The organism is Methylotenera sp. N17 (assembly GCF_000799155.1).
Taxonomy (GTDB): Bacteria; Pseudomonadota; Gammaproteobacteria; order Burkholderiales; family Methylophilaceae; genus Methylophilus.
Genome location: NZ_JUGE01000001.1, coordinates 1228519 through 1246288, shown reverse-complemented (window position 1 = coordinate 1246288; position 17770 = coordinate 1228519). Strand labels below are relative to the sequence as shown.

Annotated in this window: 17 protein-coding genes and 1 tRNA gene; 14 read left to right on the top strand and 4 right to left on the bottom strand. The window is 43.4% G+C overall.

The window, feature by feature from the left end:
* The first annotated feature begins 21 nt into the window (after window positions 1-21).
* The 7 genes from FG11_RS13785 (at window position 22) to cheZ (ending at window position 7370) form a co-directional block, all read left to right on the top strand.
* Window positions 22-2562 (top strand): methyl-accepting chemotaxis protein, encoded by a 2541-nt coding sequence (locus FG11_RS13785; protein WP_047533806.1) that lies wholly within the window; start codon window positions 22-24, stop codon window positions 2560-2562.
* Window positions 2563-2687: 125 nt separating this feature from the next.
* Entirely contained in the window at window positions 2688-3374 is a 687-nt protein-coding gene (gene fae, locus FG11_RS05985) for a formaldehyde-activating enzyme (protein ID WP_020182147.1), read from the top strand.
* 125 nt (window positions 3375-3499) lie between these two features.
* On the top strand, window positions 3500-4381 hold the full coding sequence (locus tag FG11_RS05980) for a CheR family methyltransferase (RefSeq protein ID WP_020182146.1): 882 nt from the start codon (window positions 3500-3502) through the stop codon (window positions 4379-4381).
* Window positions 4378-4986: a chemoreceptor glutamine deamidase CheD gene (gene cheD, locus FG11_RS05975; RefSeq protein ID WP_020182145.1), complete on the top strand. Its 609-nt coding sequence runs from the start codon at window positions 4378-4380 to the stop codon at window positions 4984-4986. The genes FG11_RS05980 and cheD overlap by 4 nt, the downstream gene beginning before the upstream one ends.
* 69 nt (window positions 4987-5055) lie before the next feature.
* Complete coding sequence (locus FG11_RS05970) at window positions 5056-6126, top strand: protein-glutamate methylesterase/protein-glutamine glutaminase (RefSeq protein ID WP_020182144.1); 1071 nt, start codon at window positions 5056-5058, stop codon at window positions 6124-6126.
* Between the two features lie 180 nt (window positions 6127-6306).
* Window positions 6307-6705, top strand: a complete 399-nt coding sequence (gene cheY, locus FG11_RS05965) for a chemotaxis response regulator CheY (protein WP_020182143.1) — start codon at window positions 6307-6309, stop codon at window positions 6703-6705.
* Between the two features lie 47 nt (window positions 6706-6752).
* A complete protein-coding gene (cheZ, locus tag FG11_RS05960; protein WP_232418442.1) occupies window positions 6753-7370 on the top strand; it encodes a protein phosphatase CheZ in 618 nt (205 codons plus the stop codon).
* Window positions 7371-7378: 8 nt separating this feature from the next.
* On the opposite strand, the gene FG11_RS05955 is transcribed toward cheZ, so the two are convergent.
* Together FG11_RS05955 and exaC are read right to left on the bottom strand one after the other, a co-directional pair.
* Window positions 7379-7765 (bottom strand): DUF779 domain-containing protein, encoded by a 387-nt coding sequence (locus FG11_RS05955; protein WP_025224415.1) that lies wholly within the window; start codon window positions 7763-7765, stop codon window positions 7379-7381.
* 114 nt (window positions 7766-7879) lie between these two features.
* Window positions 7880-9400 carry an acetaldehyde dehydrogenase ExaC gene (gene exaC, locus FG11_RS05950; RefSeq protein WP_047533804.1) on the bottom strand — a complete coding sequence of 507 codons (1521 nt, stop codon included), beginning with the start codon at window positions 9398-9400 and terminating at the stop codon, window positions 7880-7882.
* Between the two features lie 309 nt (window positions 9401-9709).
* On the opposite strand from exaC, the gene FG11_RS05945 reads away from it, so the two are divergent.
* The 5 genes from FG11_RS05945 to FG11_RS05920 all read left to right on the top strand — a co-directional run bounded on the left by FG11_RS05945 (window position 9710) and on the right by FG11_RS05920 (window position 13750).
* Entirely contained in the window at window positions 9710-10966 is a 1257-nt protein-coding gene (locus FG11_RS05945; protein ID WP_025224414.1) for an adenylate/guanylate cyclase domain-containing protein, read from the top strand.
* 57 nt (window positions 10967-11023) lie between these two features.
* Window positions 11024-11113, top strand: a tRNA-Ser gene (locus tag FG11_RS05940).
* A 165-nt stretch (window positions 11114-11278) separates the two neighbouring features.
* On the top strand, window positions 11279-12478 hold the full coding sequence (locus FG11_RS05935) for a tyrosine-type recombinase/integrase (protein WP_047533802.1): 1200 nt from the start codon (window positions 11279-11281) through the stop codon (window positions 12476-12478).
* Window positions 12479-12533: 55 nt separating this feature from the next.
* Window positions 12534-12974: a hypothetical protein gene (locus FG11_RS05930; RefSeq protein WP_047533801.1), complete on the top strand. Its 441-nt coding sequence runs from the start codon at window positions 12534-12536 to the stop codon at window positions 12972-12974.
* A gap of 347 nt (window positions 12975-13321) precedes the next feature.
* The gene (locus FG11_RS05920; RefSeq protein WP_052184959.1) at window positions 13322-13750 is read left to right on the top strand and encodes a hypothetical protein; all 429 of its coding nucleotides are present in this window, start codon (window positions 13322-13324) and stop codon (window positions 13748-13750) included.
* A gap of 521 nt (window positions 13751-14271) precedes the next feature.
* On the opposite strand, the gene FG11_RS05915 is transcribed toward FG11_RS05920, so the two are convergent.
* On the bottom strand, window positions 14272-14682 hold the full coding sequence (locus FG11_RS05915) for an SH3 domain-containing protein (protein WP_160277141.1): 411 nt from the start codon (window positions 14680-14682) through the stop codon (window positions 14272-14274).
* A gap of 16 nt (window positions 14683-14698) precedes the next feature.
* Window positions 14699-15073 (bottom strand): hypothetical protein, encoded by a 375-nt coding sequence (locus FG11_RS05910; RefSeq protein ID WP_052184958.1) that lies wholly within the window; start codon window positions 15071-15073, stop codon window positions 14699-14701.
* 172 nt (window positions 15074-15245) lie between these two features.
* Between FG11_RS05910 and FG11_RS05905 the strand changes: the two genes are divergently transcribed.
* On the top strand, window positions 15246-15890 hold the full coding sequence (locus tag FG11_RS05905) for a LuxR C-terminal-related transcriptional regulator (RefSeq protein ID WP_047533795.1): 645 nt from the start codon (window positions 15246-15248) through the stop codon (window positions 15888-15890).
* Entirely contained in the window at window positions 15871-17682 is a 1812-nt protein-coding gene (locus FG11_RS05900; RefSeq protein ID WP_200884565.1) for an ATP-binding response regulator, read from the top strand. The genes FG11_RS05905 and FG11_RS05900 overlap by 20 nt, the downstream gene beginning before the upstream one ends.
* Window positions 17683-17770 lie beyond the last annotated feature (88 nt).

Below are 17770 nucleotides of genomic sequence, written 5' to 3'. Positions count from 1 at the left end.
GAGTTTAATTAAGGAATAGATATGAAGCTAACTGTTGCGAAAAAAATGATGTTGCTAGTGCTGATCAGTATGTTGGGGTTGATTGGCTTGGCTACGGTAGGTCAATATCAACTGCATGCGGTATTTGATAAGACGAATTCTGTGAATCAAAATAGCTTACCAAGCATTTTGAAAATGGCAGATATTCGATATAAATTCAATGTGTTACGTGTGCGTGTGTCTAATCACACCATGCTGACGCAACCAGAAAAGATGCACGAAGTAGAAAATGCAATCAGTGCGCTGGAAACGGAATTAACCGAAAAACTTAAAGGCTATGAAGCGTTGGTTGTGGACGAAAAAGATAAGGCTCTACTTGCAGAAGATCGTGCCAGTATCGAACTCTACTTTGAGCGTATGAAGCCTATCCTAAATGCATCTAATTTGAATAAAAAAGACGTGGCACGTGAGTTGTACATTGCGATTCGTGCGCCGGCAGAAAAAGCCAATGAACATATTTCAAACCATATTGCGTACAACGTCGAGTTGGCAAAAGCGAGCGCTGTAGAAGCGGCTGCGGTAAAGAGTGCTTCTGCAACATTTACGTTAACGATTGCTGTGTTAGTGGTATTGGCAATATTGGGTTTGGGTTACTACATCACCCGCAGTTTATTACAACAGTTAGGTGGTGAACCGACAGATGTAGTGAACATTGCTAACCATATTGCACAAGGGGATTTGAATAGCCCAATCTCTATAAAAGCAGGTGATAGCGCGAGTTTGATGGCGTCTATGCAGCAAATGCAACTCACCTTGAAGAGCGTGATTGAAGCACAAAGCCATATGTCTGCAGAAAACAAGGCAGGCAATATCGATGAAGTCATCAATACCGCTAAATTCCAAGGCAGCTATAGAACCATGGCAGAAAACGTGAACAACATGGCGGCGAATCAGGCCGAAGTGATGCGTAAAGTGACTGCATGTATTGCTGAGTTCTCAAAAGGTAATTTTGATGCGCCACTTGAGAAATTCCCGGGCAAACGCGCCTTTATTAATGAAGGTGTAGAACTATTACGTACCAACATCAAAACCTTTATTGCCGATATGCAAGAGATGTCTCAACAGCATGATGCGGGCGATGTGGATGTCTATATTGATGCAGTGAAATATGCTGGTGCCTATGCCGAAATGGTGAATAGCGTGAACAGCATGGTGCATGCACACGTGCAAGAAAAAGATGAAATGATCCAAGTGATGAAAATGCTTGGTGACGGTAACTTTGCTGTAGAAATTCAGCAATATCCTGGCAAAAAAGCCGAGATCAATAAAAACCTAGATCGCCTGCAAGGCAAGCTCAAAGGCATCTTAGAGTCTGTGAAGTGGGTAACTGAAGAGCATGCCAAAGGCAATATCGATATGTCACTGCATGCACATATGTTTAAAGGTGGTTTCTCTGAAATTGCCGGTGCGGTGAACACGATTGTCGCTGGTCAGATCGATTTGACAGAAAAAGCATTGGCTTGCGTGAAACAATTTGGTGAGGGTAATTTTGATGCACCATTGGAAAAATTCCCAAGTAAAAAATCATTTGTGAACGAGGCGATTGAGCAAGTACGTGTGAATTTGAAAGCACTGAATGCCGATGCACAAATGCTGGCAGATGCTGCAAAAGAAGGCCGCATTAGCGTACGTGCTGATGTGACGCGTCACCAAGGCGATTTCCGCAAAATTGTAGAAGGCGTGAATGAAACGCTGGAAATGATTGTGGGCCCGATCATCACAGTGAAATCTGCTGCAGATGCGATTAACACGGCAGCAAAAGAGATTGCACAAGGCAACTCTGATTTAAGCCGCCGTACTGAAGAGCAAGCCAGCAGCTTGGAAAAAACTGCATCCAGCATGGATCAGTTAGCCGGCACGGTAAAACTCAATGCAGAGAACGCCAAACAAGCCAATCAACTGGCATTGGCATCCTCTAGTGTTGCAGTCAAAGGTGGTGAGGCTGTAGGCCAAGTGGTGGATACCATGAGCGCGATTAACGAGAGCGCACGCAAAATTGAAGACATTATCAGTGTGATTGACGGCATTGCTTTCCAAACCAATATCTTGGCGTTAAACGCTGCTGTTGAAGCAGCACGTGCCGGTGAGCAAGGCCGTGGTTTTGCTGTGGTAGCTGCTGAAGTGCGTAACTTGGCACAACGTTCCTCTACTGCAGCAAAAGAGATTAAAGAGCTGATTACAGACTCTGTGAACAAGACAACAGAGGGTACCAAACAAGTGGAAATGGCAGGGGAAACCATGCAGGAAATTGTGGCATCGGTGCGCCGCGTGTCTGACATCATTGCTGAGATCGCTGCCGCTTCTGGTGAACAAAGCGTGGGCATTGCCCAAGTCAATGATGCCATCATGAAGATGGATGATGTGACACAACAAAATACTGCCCTGGTTGAAGAAGCCGCTGCTGCTGCAGAGTCATTGATGGAGCAAGCAGATGAGCTAACACAAACAGTGAGTGTATTTAGTCTTGAAAGTGGTCAGCAACAACGTTATGAAACCGAGTATTTGAAGGTTAGCAATGGTTAAGCAGTCTTTTTCTAGAATTTGTTTAGCCTAGAAGTAGTAGTAAATAGTAACTGTAGTAGAAGTAAAACAAGTGCGACAGGGGTATGGGTTGCGAATTTTTGAATGTTGATATTAGGAGAAATAAAATGGCTGTAATTGATCGTGTATTAATTGGTGAAGGTTTAGTCATCGAAGAACGTCCAGATGGTTCAGGCCTAGATTTAAAAAATGTGGCGCACATTGACTTAGTCATGGGCCCACGCGGTAGCGCTGCAGAAGACGCATTTTGTCGTACGCTCACCGATCAAAAACAAGGAGTAAACGGTTTATTGGCGATTGCAGCGCCAAACATGATGGTAAAACCAAACACTGTGATGTTTAACAAAGTGACGATTAAAGATGGTCGTCAAGCTGTGCAAATGTTTGGCCCAGCACAACGCGGTGTAGCCATGGCAGTAATGGAGTGTGTTGAAGATGGCACTATTCCAATTGAAGAAGCGGATGACGTATATATCTGCGTAGGTGTGTTTATCGATCATAAAGCGGATATGGATGACCGTATTCAAGATTGGAACTACCGCGCAACAAAAATGGCAATCAAGAGTGCAATTGCACGTGAGCCAAAAGCTGCTGAAGTGTTGAAACATTACAAAGAAGCATTGCATCCATTTGCAGCTACTAAAAATCGCCGCGTAGAAGATCATGCTTATGCATTAGCGATTGAGCAAATGAAATCACGTAATCCATTGACACCAAAACCAACAGTAGTAGATGCAGCTGACAAAGCCTTAGATCAAATGAAACAACGTAAAGGTCTTGTAGCGCACGACTAATGATGGTGACATCAATAATCAGTAAGCAATCTTAGGCTTTTTAGCCTTTGATTGCGCACTGTGATGGATTGGCATTCAACATCTGGGGTGATGTTGAACAGATAGTTTTGATATGAAAGTATGCAATGTTAAAAGAAAAATACCAAGATGAACGGGAGTTTGAATTTACTGCGCAAGACTTTTCCAGAGTGCGTAAACTCATTTACCAGCACGCTGGCATTTCACTCTCAGATGCAAAAACAGACATGGTGTATAGCCGTATTGGCCGCAGACTGCGTGCCGTAGGCCACGATTCTTTTAAGCAATACTTAGATGAGTTAGAACAGCAACAAAATGCAGATGAGTGGGAAGCATTTACCAATGCGTTGACTACTAATCTGACTTCTTTTTTTAGAGAAGAACATCATTTCCCAATTTTGGCTGATCACTTAGTTAAACTGCAAAAGCCCATCCGTATTTGGTGCTCAGCAGCGTCCACAGGTGAGGAGCCGTATACCATTGCCATGACAGCATGCGAAGCGTTTGGCACACTCAAACCACCTGTAGAAATTTATGCGACAGATATTGATACCAACGTGCTGGCCACAGCCTCTAAAGGCGTGTATCCCTATGAGCGCGTGAGCAAACTTTCTGAGAAAAGACGCAGAGAATTTTTTCAAAAAGGCACAGGGCAAAACGAAGGCAGTGTGCGTGTGCGCAATGAATTAAGAAGTTTAATTACGTTTAGCCAGCTGAACCTGCTGGATGAACAATGGCCAATCAAAGAGCCATTCGACGCTATTTTTTGTAGGAATGTCATGATCTATTTTGATAAGCCTACACAAACCAAAATTTTGAGCCGCTTTGTGCCGCTCATGAAACCACAAACCTTATTATTTGCTGGCCACTCAGAGAACTTTTTATACGTCTCTAATGCGCTGCAACTGCTAGGTAAAACAGTGTATCAACTTAAAAATACCAATAGCACTAGCCGTATTGCCGCGCTAAAACATGAGGCAATGGTATGACCGTGATGCACGAAGAGGTTTCTACTACCTTGTATTACGACCGCACGTTTGATATCGATGCGGCCAAGATTTCACCAGGTGAATATTACTATACTGACAAAAGTATGTTGATTGTTACCGTGTTAGGGTCATGCGTATCGGCTTGTATTCGCGATACCGTGAGTGGCATTGGCGGGATGAATCACTTTATGTTGCCGGATAGTGCGAAAGCAGATCGGGACAGTCCAGTATCAGAGTCCATGCGTTATGGTACCTATGCGATGGAGGTGCTGATTAACCAGCTCCTACGTAATGGCGCGCGCAGAGAGAATCTGGAAGCCAAGATCTTTGGCGGTGGCAATGTGCTCAGAAGCTTTACTACCAATAACGTAGGCGACCGTAACGCCGCGTTTGTGAAACAGTATTTAAGAGATGAAGGTATCCGCGTTACAGGTGAAGACTTGTTGGATATCTACCCAAGAAAAGTGTACTTTTTCCCGAAAACCGGAAAAGTCTTAGTGAAAAAACTGAAACAATTGAACAACTACACCTTGGTGAAACGTGAAGAAGCTTACTCAAGCAAACTCAAAACCAATGATGTGGGCGGTGAAGTGGACTTGTTCTAACCCATTTCATGTGTATTGCAGCCAGTACCGTGTTGCTTGCAACTAGATGAAATAACTAGAGAGTATTGTATGAAAACCAAAGTCTTAGTGATTGATGATTCTGCGCTCATCCGTAGCTTGCTAACGGAGATGATTAACCAACAGAAAGATCTGGAAGTGGTCGGTGCCGCGCCAGATCCGTTGATTGCGCGCGAGATGATTAAGCAACTGAATCCAGATGTACTGACATTGGATGTCGAGATGCCGAAAATGGACGGGCTAGATTTTTTAGAAAAATTGATGCGATTAAGACCGATGCCAGTACTGATGGTATCCACGCTAACAGAGCGTGGCTCAGAAATTACACTGCGCGCATTAGAGCTGGGTGCCACAGACTTTGTGACCAAGCCGAAAACTGCAATTAGCGAAGGCATGCGTGAGTATTCCGAGATTATTGCCGATAAGATCCGCACAGCAGCAAAAGCCAAGGTAGCTTGCTTACAGCGTTCTGCCAAGCCAGCCGCGCAGGGTGAAACGCTAGGTATGCTGAAAAACCCGCTGATTAGTAGTGAAAAACTCATCATTATTGGCGCTTCTACAGGTGGTACAGAAGCGATTAAATCGTTTTTATTGCAAATGCCATCGGACTGTCCTGGCATTTTGATTACACAACACATGCCAGCTGGGTTCACCAAATCCTTTGCCAATCGTTTAGATTCGCTTTGCAAAATTTCGGTGACAGAAGCGGTAGATGGTGAACGCGTGTTACCAGGCCATGCCTATATTGCACCTGGTGATAAGCACTTATTGCTGGCCAGAAGTGGTGCAAACTACATCACCAAACTAAGTGATGCCGAGCCGGTGAATCGACACAAGCCATCTGTAGATGTGCTGTTTGATTCTGCTGCAAGCTACGCCGGTAAAAATGCGATTGGTGTGATTTTGACCGGGATGGGTAAAGATGGCGCCGCAGGTATGGCAAGAATGAAAGAAGCCGGCGCGTTTAACTATGCACAGAACGAAGAAAGCTGTGTGGTGTATGGTATGCCGAGAGAGGCAGTTGCGCATGGCGGCGTGGATGAAGTTGCACACTTAAATGCGCTGCCAAAATTAGTATTAGATTATTTAACCGAACACGGCACACGCGCTTTACGTGTGTAATGAGCAATGCCAAACATGGTATTAAATGACTGAATAAATAGGCTTTTATAGAGTTACTTTAGACTTAAGCTTTACAGATATTTGCCGATAATATAGTTAGGCGCTGATATGTGTGTAAGGTGCAAGCTTAAACAAGCATACGCAATCGATTTTAATGAATAAATGGTGACGGAGTAAGACATGGCAAATCCCAATATGAAATTTTTAGTGGTCGATGATTTTTCTACCATGCGTAGAATCGTCCGCAATTTACTCAAGGAACTTGGCTACAGCAATGTAGAGGAAGCTGAAGATGGCGCCATTGGCTTGAGTAAATTAAAAGGCGGTGATTTTGATTTTGTGGTGTCAGATTGGAATATGCCGAACATGGATGGATTGACCATGTTGCAGAGTATTCGCGCTGACCCAGAGCTCAAGCATTTGCCGGTGTTGATGGTGACGGCAGAAGCCAAGAAAGAGAACATTATTGCAGCCGCAGGTGCGGGTGCCAACGGCTATGTGGTAAAACCATTTACCGCAGCAACACTGGATGAAAAGCTATCTAAAATATTTGAGAAGCTTGAGAAGGCTGGAGCTTAATCATGAAGGCACAAACAATCAATAAGAACACGCCGCAGCCAGAGATCATGCCACATATTCCACCTCATGATGAAATGCTCAACCGTATCGGGCATGTTACCCGTGCGCTGCATGATAATTTGAGTGGTTTAGGTTTTGATAAGATGCTTGAGCAAGTAGCATCGGAAATCCCGGATGCGCGTGACCGTCTAAACTACGTTGCCCGCATGACGGAACAGGCTGCAGAGCGTGTATTGAATGCAACCGATGAAGCCACACCGCTGCAAACGGAGCTATCGACAGAGGCTGCTAAATTGACGCAGCAATGGCAGGCTATTTTGGATAAGCCGTCATTAAAGTCAGAATATAACGGTGTAGCCCAAGAGACTTTAGCGTTTTTAGCGTTAACCGAGAAAAACACGGCAGCCACCAAAGCCTTATTGATGGACATTATGATGGCGCAAGATTTCCAAGATTTGACTGGCCAAGTGATTAAGAAAATCACTTCGCTGGCGCAAGATCTGGAAAAACAATTGGTGCAAGTGCTAGTGGATTTCTCTCCGCCTGTGCACAAAAAAGAAGATGATTCATTGATGAATGGTCCGCAAATTGACCCAGTCAATACAGTAGATGTAGTGGCGAGCCAAGAGCAAGTGGATGATTTGCTAGATAGTCTAGGTTTCTAACGCAATTCTTATCGGTAGCCAACTCTCACCACAGGTGGGAGGCTGGCTAGTTCTTCATCAGAGTACAATCGGCCTTGCGTAATAAAGGCAAACCCACTGCCACAGTCCAATGAAAATGAGCCGCTGGAGCCGGGTTGTGCATCTAGTATAGTGTGCATATTTTCTGCAAACGTAAAGTGGCTATCCCCCATATAAAAAGTCGCCTTCTGTTCTGTACCCAGTACACCTAACACCACATCGGACGGGCTAGGGTGAAACTCATTTTTTGGCATGCATAATGGGCCGCTGCCCTCACAGCATCCGCCGGATTGTAAAAAAATAATTTCACCATGCTCTGCCACCAGTTTGTCGATTAATGCGACAGCAGGCAGGGTTGCGGATAGACGTTCAGCCATCATTTCATATCTCCAAACCAATCACCTATTTATTTTAAAGTAAAAAGGGGCGAGTAAGCCCGCCCCTTAATTGCACAATACCTATCGTTACCTAAGCCTATAATTATCTATCAATTAGAAGAAACCTAATTTGTTAGGGTTATAGCTGACCAGCAAGTTTTTGGTTTGTTGGTAATGGTCTAGCATCATTTTGTGGTTTTCACGGCCGATACCAGATTCTTTATAACCACCAAATGCAGCATGGGCAGGGTAAGCGTGGTAACAGTTTGTCCACACACGACCTGCTTTAATGCCACGACCCATGCGGTAAGCGGTAGTACCATTACGGCTCCATACACCAGCGCCTAAGCCAAAGATAGTGTCATTCGCAATCGCCAATGCATCCGCTTCGTCTTTAAATGTAGTGACTGCAAGCACTGGCCCAAAAATCTCTTCTTGGAATACGCGCATTTTGTTATGACCTTTCAGCAAGGTTGGTTGCACATAGTAGCCTTCTGCAAAATCACCACTCAGCACATTGCGGTTGCCACCAATCAACACTTCAGCACCTTCTTGTTTACCAATATCAATATAATTCATGATTTTGTTTAACTGGTCTTGCGAAGCTTGTGCGCCTAGCATGGTGTTGGCATCAAGCGGGTTGCCTTGTTTAATGGCTTTTACGCGCTCTAATACACGGGCGATAAACTTGTCGTAGATAGATTCTTGAATAATGGCACGTGATGGGCAAGTGCAGACCTCGCCTTGGTTAAATGCAAACAACACCAAGCCTTCAATTGCTTTATCAAAGAACGCATCATCTTCATCCATAATGTCTGCAAAGAAGATATTAGGAGATTTACCGCCTAATTCTAATGTAGCTGGGATCAAGTTATTGGCGGCTGCCGTTGCAATGGCGCGGCCAGTAGCGGTGGAGCCAGTGAAGCCAATTTTAGCAATACGTTTGCTGTTGGCAAGTGGTGCACCCACTTCACGGCCATAGCCATTCACGATATTGATTACGCCAGGTGGCAGTAAATCGGCAATGGTTTCCATCATAATGAGAATGGAAATCGGTGTGAATTCGGCAGGTTTTAATACCACACAGTTACCGGCAGCCAATGCTGGCGCTAGTTTCCAAGCAGCCATCAAAATTGGGAAGTTCCAAGGGATAATCTGACCCACTACACCTAGTGGCTCATGGTAATGATAGGCCACAGTATCATGGTCAATCTCACTGATGCCGCCTTCCTGCGCGCGAATCGCACCGGCAAAATAGCGGAAATGGTCTACCGTCAGTGGGATATCCGCATTCATGGTTTCACGAATCGGTTTGCCGTTATCAATGGTATCGGCCGTGGCAATGAGGGCTAAGTTGGCTTCAATGCGGTCTGCAATCTTCAATAGAATATTGGCACGTTCCGTAGTTGAAGTCTTACCCCATTTCTCGGCAGCTGCATGCGCAGCATCCAATGCTAACTCAACATCCTCTGCACTTGAGCGTGCAGCTTTGGTGTAAGTTTTGCCGGTAATCGGTGAAATGACATCAAAATACTCACCTTTAATAGGTGCAACCCATTTGCCCCCAATGAAATTATCGTATTTGCTTTTGTAAGGAATGGTTACACCCAAGCCTTTTAAAATATCCAAACTCATGCTAACTCCTATAGTTTTTTTATCAATTATCTAACGAAACTGCCACGCACCCCATATGATTGAAAGCAAATTTCAATCGCCTGCTAATTGCTTCAAAACCCTTGTAGATAAAGGAGTTTGATAGCGAATTATCCTTCAACATTAAACCTTACTAATTGGTAAATCAAGTACTTTGTGCATTAATCAATTAAATATTTATAAGACATAAATTAGCACACCCATACAGGTGTATAGCAACATTTTTGCACCTAGGTTATAGTGGCAATCACATCTATATAATCCCCTATTAGGCATCCCCATTCCGCCAGTATGATCGCGCTCTTACAACGATTTTTGCCCAAGTTGCGTGGCGTGATTAAACGCTCTGCGCAGCAAAACATCATCACGCAAGATGATGAGCTGCTCGGTAAAACCATTCTGTCTATGCTCGTGCTGGCAGAGAGCGCAGTCAGTATTTTTTGGATATTTACTATCTCTGGTTTGGGTGAAGGTTACGCCTTAATGGCCGTAACACCTTACGTCTATCTCATTTTTTCCTATGTCAGCTTGTTTGTGTTTTATCGCACCCAACGCTATCACTACTTTATTTTTACGCAACTCATCATGCTACTGGTGATGCCTTTCTTTCTGCAGTGGACCATTGGTGGGTATCAAGCAGCCGGCGGTGTCGCTATCTGGGGTATTCTTTCTCCGATTGGCGCTTTAATGATTTTAGGGACCCGTAAATCTACCCCTTGGTTCATATTGTTTGTGTTGTTGGCAATGTTCTCATGGATATTTAACGATCTGTTTGTGGGTAATTTGATGCCGATGCCTGCTAATGTGAAAGATACTTTCTTCTTGATGAACATTATTGGTACGGCATGTATTCTGTATGCCGCCATGCGTTATTTTCAATCACAAAAAGAGCGCACTTTGCAGGCATTGGCATTGGAGCAAGCACGCTCGGAAAAGCTGTTGCTTAATATTTTGCCAACCTCTATCGCGCAGCGCCTTAAAAATCAGGATCAACGCATTGCTGATAGCCATCCTTCCGTCACTATTTTGTTTGCTGATATTGTCGGATTCACCGAATTAAGCGCCACCATGACGCCGTTTGATTTGGTGAACCTGTTGAGTGGTATTTTCTCGATGTTTGATTACTTGGCAGAAGGGCACCAGTTAGAAAAAATTAAAACCATTGGTGATGGGTACTTGGTGGTGGGTGGCGCACCTGTCTACCTAGAAAACCATGCGAACACTGTGGCTGCTTTGGCCTGTGAAATGCGTGGTGCGTTGGCTGAGTTTAACCATAAAACAGGCCATCATTTACGGATGCGTATTGGGATTAGCAGCGGAGCAGTGGTGGCTGGCGTCATTGGTACCAGCAAATTTGCTTATGATATCTGGGGCGATGCGGTGAACATGGCCAGCCGCATGGAACAAACTGGATTGGTGGATGAAATACAAGTATCAGAATCAACCTATGCCTTATTGAAAGACGACTATACGTTTGAGACTCGGTACGATGTACAGGTAAAGGGCAAAGGGCTGGTTAACACCTATTTGCTTAAAAATAAACGCTAAACTCGTTACAAGTATTTGGAGCGGAAACACAGATACTATATAATCCGCATCCTGTTCGGAGAGGTGGATGAGCGGTTTAAGTCACCACCCTGGAAAGGTGGCACAGGGGCAACTCTGTCGAGGGTTCGAATCCCTCCCTCTCCGCCAAAAGTTAGTTTCATATCATAGCATGCGGAATTAAAAATCTTATATTAATCAGTGGTTTTATGGATTTTTTCTATCACATTGCATCAGGCAATATCTTGTAATCTTAACAATTATTAGGGTAATATTGGGGGTAACTGTAGTTGTCCCGTTTGGAGTTACCCCAATATGGCTTTAACAGATACCGCAATACGTACAGCAAAGCCCAAAGATAAGGCTTATAAGCTTTATGACGAGGGTGGTTTGTATCTGCAGATTACCGTAACAGGCGGTAAATGGTGGCGATTCAAATATCGTTTTGATGGTAAAGAAAAATTACTATCGTTAGGAACTTATCCTGATGTACCTCTAGTAAATGCCAGGCGTAAACGTGATGATGCCAGAGTCCTATTGGCGAGCGACCCTCCACAAGATCCCAGTGTAAAAAGACAGCAAGTTAAATCTGAAAAGCGCATCAGCCAAACCAATACCTTCGAAGTATGGGCTAAGAAATGGTGGCAGCATTGGCATTCATGTCAAACTCCTCGTCATGCAGAGTATGTAAGAAGACGTTTGGAAGCGGATATCTATCCCAGTTTAGGTAAACTACCTGTCGCAGATATTGAAGCACACCAAATAGTTTATGCCGTCAAAGCCATCGCTGAGCGTGGTGCGTTAGATATTGCTAAGCGTGCACATCAAACCATAGGCCAGGTATTCAGATACGCTATAGCGCACAATGGGGATAGCAAGGTAAAGCGTAATCCAGCCACTGATGTTAAACCTAGCGACATCATTCAAAGCAAACCCAAAGAAAACTATGCAAGAGTTGATCTTAAAGAGCTACCTAAGCTTCTGAGGGCTCTTGAGGCGAGTAAGTCACAACCTCTCACCAGACTGGCGGTCAAGTTAATGGCACTCACCTTTGTTAGAACTACTGAGTTGATAGAAGCTGAGTGGAACGAGATTGACTGGGAAGAACAACAATGGCGCATTCCAGCTGAGCGCATGAAAATGAAAACACCCCACATAGTGCCTTTATCCAGGCAATCCATACGAACCTTAGAATCCATTAAAGCAATATCGGGGCATTGTGAACTGGTCTTCCCTAATCAAAACGATCACAGCAAACCGATGAGTAACAATACAATCCTAAAAGCGCTTGAGATTGCTGGGTACAAACATAAAATGACTGGGCATGGTTTTAGGGGTGTAGCTTCCACAGCTTTGCATGAACAGGGCTTTGAACACCTTCACATAGAACTACAGCTAGCCCATCAAGAGCGTAATCAGGTTAGTGCAGCTTATAACCATGCCCTTTACCTCAAACAACGAAGTTTAATGATGCAGCACTGGGCTGATTATCTAGATGCAATTCGGTCTACTTGATCTAATTACAAACAATTTGTATTTGTTTCTATAGAGCTTCTTATAGGAGAGTCGAATGGCTAATCAAGCAATTATTGACTGGTTCTTGAAAAAGAAAAAATCCGGTGGAGAAATTACTCCTGAAGTAATTGAATTGCTGACAACGGGACTCGAGCCAAGAAGCAGAGGCCGACAAAAGTATAAAAGGATTCATTTGATGTATTTTGCATTGAATTATTCGTGCAGTGCGGAGCTAATCGCAGAGTACTTTTATAAGGGAGTTGGTTCAGTTCGGAGTCTAATCACCAGAGCGAAAAAAGAAGGATGGGAAGTTATTGATATAAGAAATGCTACGGATAAAAACGGAAAGAAACTGAGTTATAAAAATGGTCGTTTTGAGAAAGGGGAGACGAGAGAGGTATGGATAGATAATGGTGAGATATTACATTATGTCTATTTTAAACTTGATTTTTCTGGAAGACTTTTGGTGGATATGCGTACACAGAAATTTGCATAAGTCAATACCATTAAATACTAGATTTAATGGCTTAGACGGGGATTGGTATTAAAACTAAATTCACCTTTTCGCAATGGCAGGGGCTGATGCGAGCAAACTTGAGAAAGGGTGAGTATTCATGAATAAGAAAGAAACAATAAGTCCTAGTTTGAGGGACTTTGATCAGTACCCCAATTGTGCATATGTTCGACTACCTGTAGTGAAAGCTTTACTTGGTGTCAGTAGTGCAACAGTCTGGCGATTGGTGAAGTCGAATCGGATCAAAACCTATAAATTAACGACCAGAACAACCACTTTTAATGTGGGTGAAATTAGAGCACTAATTTCACCAGAGAAGGAGGTTAATTATGGGAAGTAGTCACTCAAAACAAACAAAGGCTCTTGGTTTAAAAGATAAAATGTCAGGTCCACGCATATGGCTACCCTTAGACGTACTTTTTGGAAAGGCTTATGCATCTCTCTCAATAACTGCGAAGGCACTGTTAATTGATTTAGCAGCGCAGATTAGAAGTAGATATGGTGAAATTACCAATAATGGTGATTTGACCACTGCGTTGAGAGTTTTATCAAAACGAGGGTGGAGAAGTGACAAGACTATCCGTAAGGCTGCCAAGGAATTAGAAGGAGCTTTGTTGATAGTTAAAACTAGGCAAGGCCATTTACCTAACAAAGCAAATCTTTACGCAGTTACTTGGTTAGCTTTAAACGAAAGTCCCAAGTTTGACTTCACTAAAATAGGGTTCCCTTATAAAGGCTATTTAAAATTTGAAAGTTAAGTTGGAAAAAACTTTAATGGGTAATATCTACTGTTGATTGAAAGGGATAGAGGTGAATATTACCCAACACTTTTTTTATTTTATTAAAACTAAGATAAAAGATACTGTTGTTAAAAGATTTTGCGATGTCGAATTCCAGTAAAAAATACGAACCTTCTATTAATACCATACCAGCCATAAATTATGGTGATAGAACTCATGTAGTTTTTATGGGGGGCGGGTAAAATCTCTACAGTTTTAAAAAGCTAGACCGTCTTCTCCATCCAATTTTGCGCGGAGGTAATTTTTTAAAGAGGGGGGGGGTGAAACTTCTCTTAATATTTTTGACAATAACTTTGTCCCCATCTCGTAAATCCCCTTAACGGACATTTTATAAGACTTCAACTGAGTACGTTGAAGTTTTGGAGTTTACCAAGTGTAATTTAGTAAGTGACTGCTGATGCGGGTGATAACCAGAGATAGGTTTCTAGGTTAAGTTAACTTTCATACAAAGCCCCAATTTTTCAGCACCATTTTGTGTATTAGCGTTTTTTAACAAGCACTTTTTCTACCCAACCGTCACCTTTATTGGCAGTAGCGACAGAGTAGAAGCCATTGGCTTGAGTGCCAGTGTAAATCATTTCATCACTTTTTGTTAAGGTGCCCATACTGCCTGCTTTTTTAGAGGGTTCTTTGAATAATTTGATGTTGGCCAGTTTGCCAATCAAAATATCCCCTTCGTTCACACCCGTTTGTACAGTAGCATTTTCATTGACTGGCACGCTCTGAGGCGATGCGGTAGCTGTACCGCCAGTTAGATTAGCTAGCTCTTTGCCAGTTTGCGCTGTTTCTGAAATCGCGCCTCTTAGCTGCCGAAGATCTGATGCCAAATCGGCATAGCTGAGTGTATTCATTGATAACAATATCATTCCACAAGCAATCGCACGCATCATCTAGCTCCTTAAATGATTAACACTTGCCAGCTGCTTTAAGTAAAGCATTGCATGCCTTACCTTTACTATTGCCACTAGAGCTGCCAGACGATCCGCCTATTTCACTACACACTGCATCAGAGGCGTCTGAATTGGGCGTTACTATCGAAGTGAATCCTGCAGCGACATAACAGTTAAATTTTCTGCCCGATTTAGTGGTTACCAAATAATAAACTTCTGAACTTTTATTAGGCTCTTGCCGATTTGTAATAGTGAATTCACTTTTATCTAAGCCAAGCGTAAATGCAGTTCTCTGAGTTAACACGTCGTCAGAAAGTTGGTTGGTTTTCACCAACGCGCACCCAGCCAACGCCAAAGTAACTACACCAATAATGAGTTTCGTTTGCTTCATTTTATATTCCTATACAGTGTCTAAAGTTTCATCTCGTCTAAGCCGAGAAAATCTAGAGGGAATTATCAGAACATATGGCGTATCGCACAACCCTACCAAAGTAGGGTGCCCAGTGTGTTGGGCAATTTGCTATGATGGTGACGAATATTTTGTTCGCTATTCGAGGTAAGGTGTGACCACACAACAGACTGCGCTTGTGATTGATGACCATCCTTTGGTGGCGCGTGGGATTGCTGATTTTCTGCAATCGCATTGCGCATTTAGCCTGGTGACTGCAGTAAACGATGTGGAAGACCTTTGGAGGCATCTTGCCACAAGTGTCTTGCCATCTCTTATTGTGGTAGATTTTTGGTTGCCAGGTGGCGCCTCATTAATACTGTTGAGCGAGCTTAAGACAAAATACCCAAACACTTCCCTATTAGTGATTAGCGCTGACGATAATGTTGCAGTGGAAAATAAAGTACATGCAGCAGGGGTGCAGGGGTTTCTTCACAAACAAGAAGCCCCTGAAGTTTTCGTGCATGCAGTTAACACCATTATGAACGGTGATACTTGGTTTAATAGCGCAGAGCAGCGAGTTCTAAACACCTATCAGCCCAATGAGTTACCTGTGACCGCACAAGAGCTTGGTTTAACGGCAAGGCAAGGGCAAATTTTATCCATGGTGATGAATGGCTTGCCCAATAAGCGCATTGCAAAGGCATTAAACCTGACTGAACAAACAGTCAAAGAGCACGTTACCGGTATTTTAAATAGATTAGGTGTCAATAATCGAATGGAAGCGATGACTAAGCTGCGTGGCAGAAGATTGGAATAAGGTGAGTCAAAACAATAGTTTAAAGTTCGACCAGCTTACTGAAGATGGTCAAATGCGATTGATTGATTTAGGATTTCACTCCTTAGTCTTCGGTATAAGCTCCATCCCTTTTTGCGCTGTTGCGTTGACAATCTGGGCGTATACATTAAAGGTGGATACTCTTGGATTGATTGTCTGGGGTTCTTTCTACATGTTTGCTGCAATTGGTATTCGTTTATTTCGAAAAACCTACCAAATTAACCGTAAACAAAACAATCACACGCTAACACCTTCAAAATGGCTGGCCGCAATTAATGGCGTAACGTTCACACACGGCATTGGCTTAACACTACCTTTTTTTATTTTTATGGGAAAAGTACCCTTTGAGTTTAATTTACTGTACTTGGTGACTGTGGCAGCCATTATTGCAGCTTTTGCTACCCATCTCACTCCTATTCTCACCGCGTTTTTCTACCTCTTTATTCCTTGCTGGAGCATTTGTATTTTTTTGATGCCGTGGATATTTCCATCTCATTGGCCGATTTTGATTTTTCTCGGCATTATTTACGCTATTTCGATGTATAGGCATGCGCTATTGGGGCATCAGTTTTTTCTTAAGCAAATTACTTTAGAAGATGAAGGCGCGAAACTGGCAGAAAATTATCGCATTGCAAAAATTGCAGCCGAAAACGCATTGCAAGCTAAAAACCAGTTTCTCACCACGGCCAGCCACGATTTACGCCAGCCGGTGCACGCCATGGGCTTTTTGATTGAATCAATTGCAAGGCGTAATCAAGACAAATTGATTGAGCCTGCACTCAAAGATTTAAAGCAGAGTGTGCGTTCGGTAACGCAAATGTTTAACGCATTGCTTGATTTATCTAAAATAGAGCTCGGGCAGGTGAAGCTAAGTGCAGGCAACGTTTATTTGGATGGTCTCATTCAAGAAATCGCCACACTCTTTAATGAAGAAGCACATGCTAAAAATCTAGATATTCGTACTCGCCACAGCGGTGGCAATGCAATGGTGAATGTAGATGGAACGTTGCTACACCAGTCTGTCATGAATTTAATGCACAATGCTTTGCGCTATACCAAACAAGGTGGCGTGTTAATGGCTGTGCGCAAACGTGGCGTTGATTGGCAGATTGACGTGTGGGATACAGGTGTCGGTGTCGCTTCAGAAGATAGCAGCCATATTTTTTCACCGTTTTATCGTAACAAACATGCTTGGCGTATCGATAGTGCAGGCCACGGCTTGGGCTTAGCAGTGGTGGCGCGCTGCTGTGAAATGATGGGCTGTCAGTATGGGTTTAGGTCTCGCTTAAATCGAGGCTCTCATTTTTGGTTACGCTTACCCGCAATGACAGGTAGTTTGCAATCAGTAAGGATTATGAGTGAAACTACATCGCCCGCGTTTAAATCTGACAATTCAAAACTATCGGGTACGTGCTTAATTGTCGATGATGACCCTCAGGTCATCACCGCTTGGGAATCGCTGCTTAACACTTGGGGCGTTAGTGTGCGATGTGTTGAGTCTGGCAAACAGGCTTTAGAGGTTATAGACGCAGGCTTTACGCCTAACGCCATTTTGTGTGATCAGCGCTTGCGCGCTGGAGAAAGCGGGTTTGACGTATTACGCAACTTATTAGAGCGTTGCCCCGAGGCATCTGGCGCAATGGTGAGCGGGGAGTTTAACTCGCCAGAATTGATAGAGGCAGAAAACGAGGGTTACCTTGTGTTACATAAACCACTAGAACCCGAGGTGCTTTTTACATTGCTTTCACGCTGGCTTGTAAAATCGGAAAGCTGAAATTTAAAAACCTAATGGCAGTTTTGTCCCCATAACCACCATAAAATCCCCTTAGCTGACCTTAGAGTGTTAAGGCTCAACTTGCTCA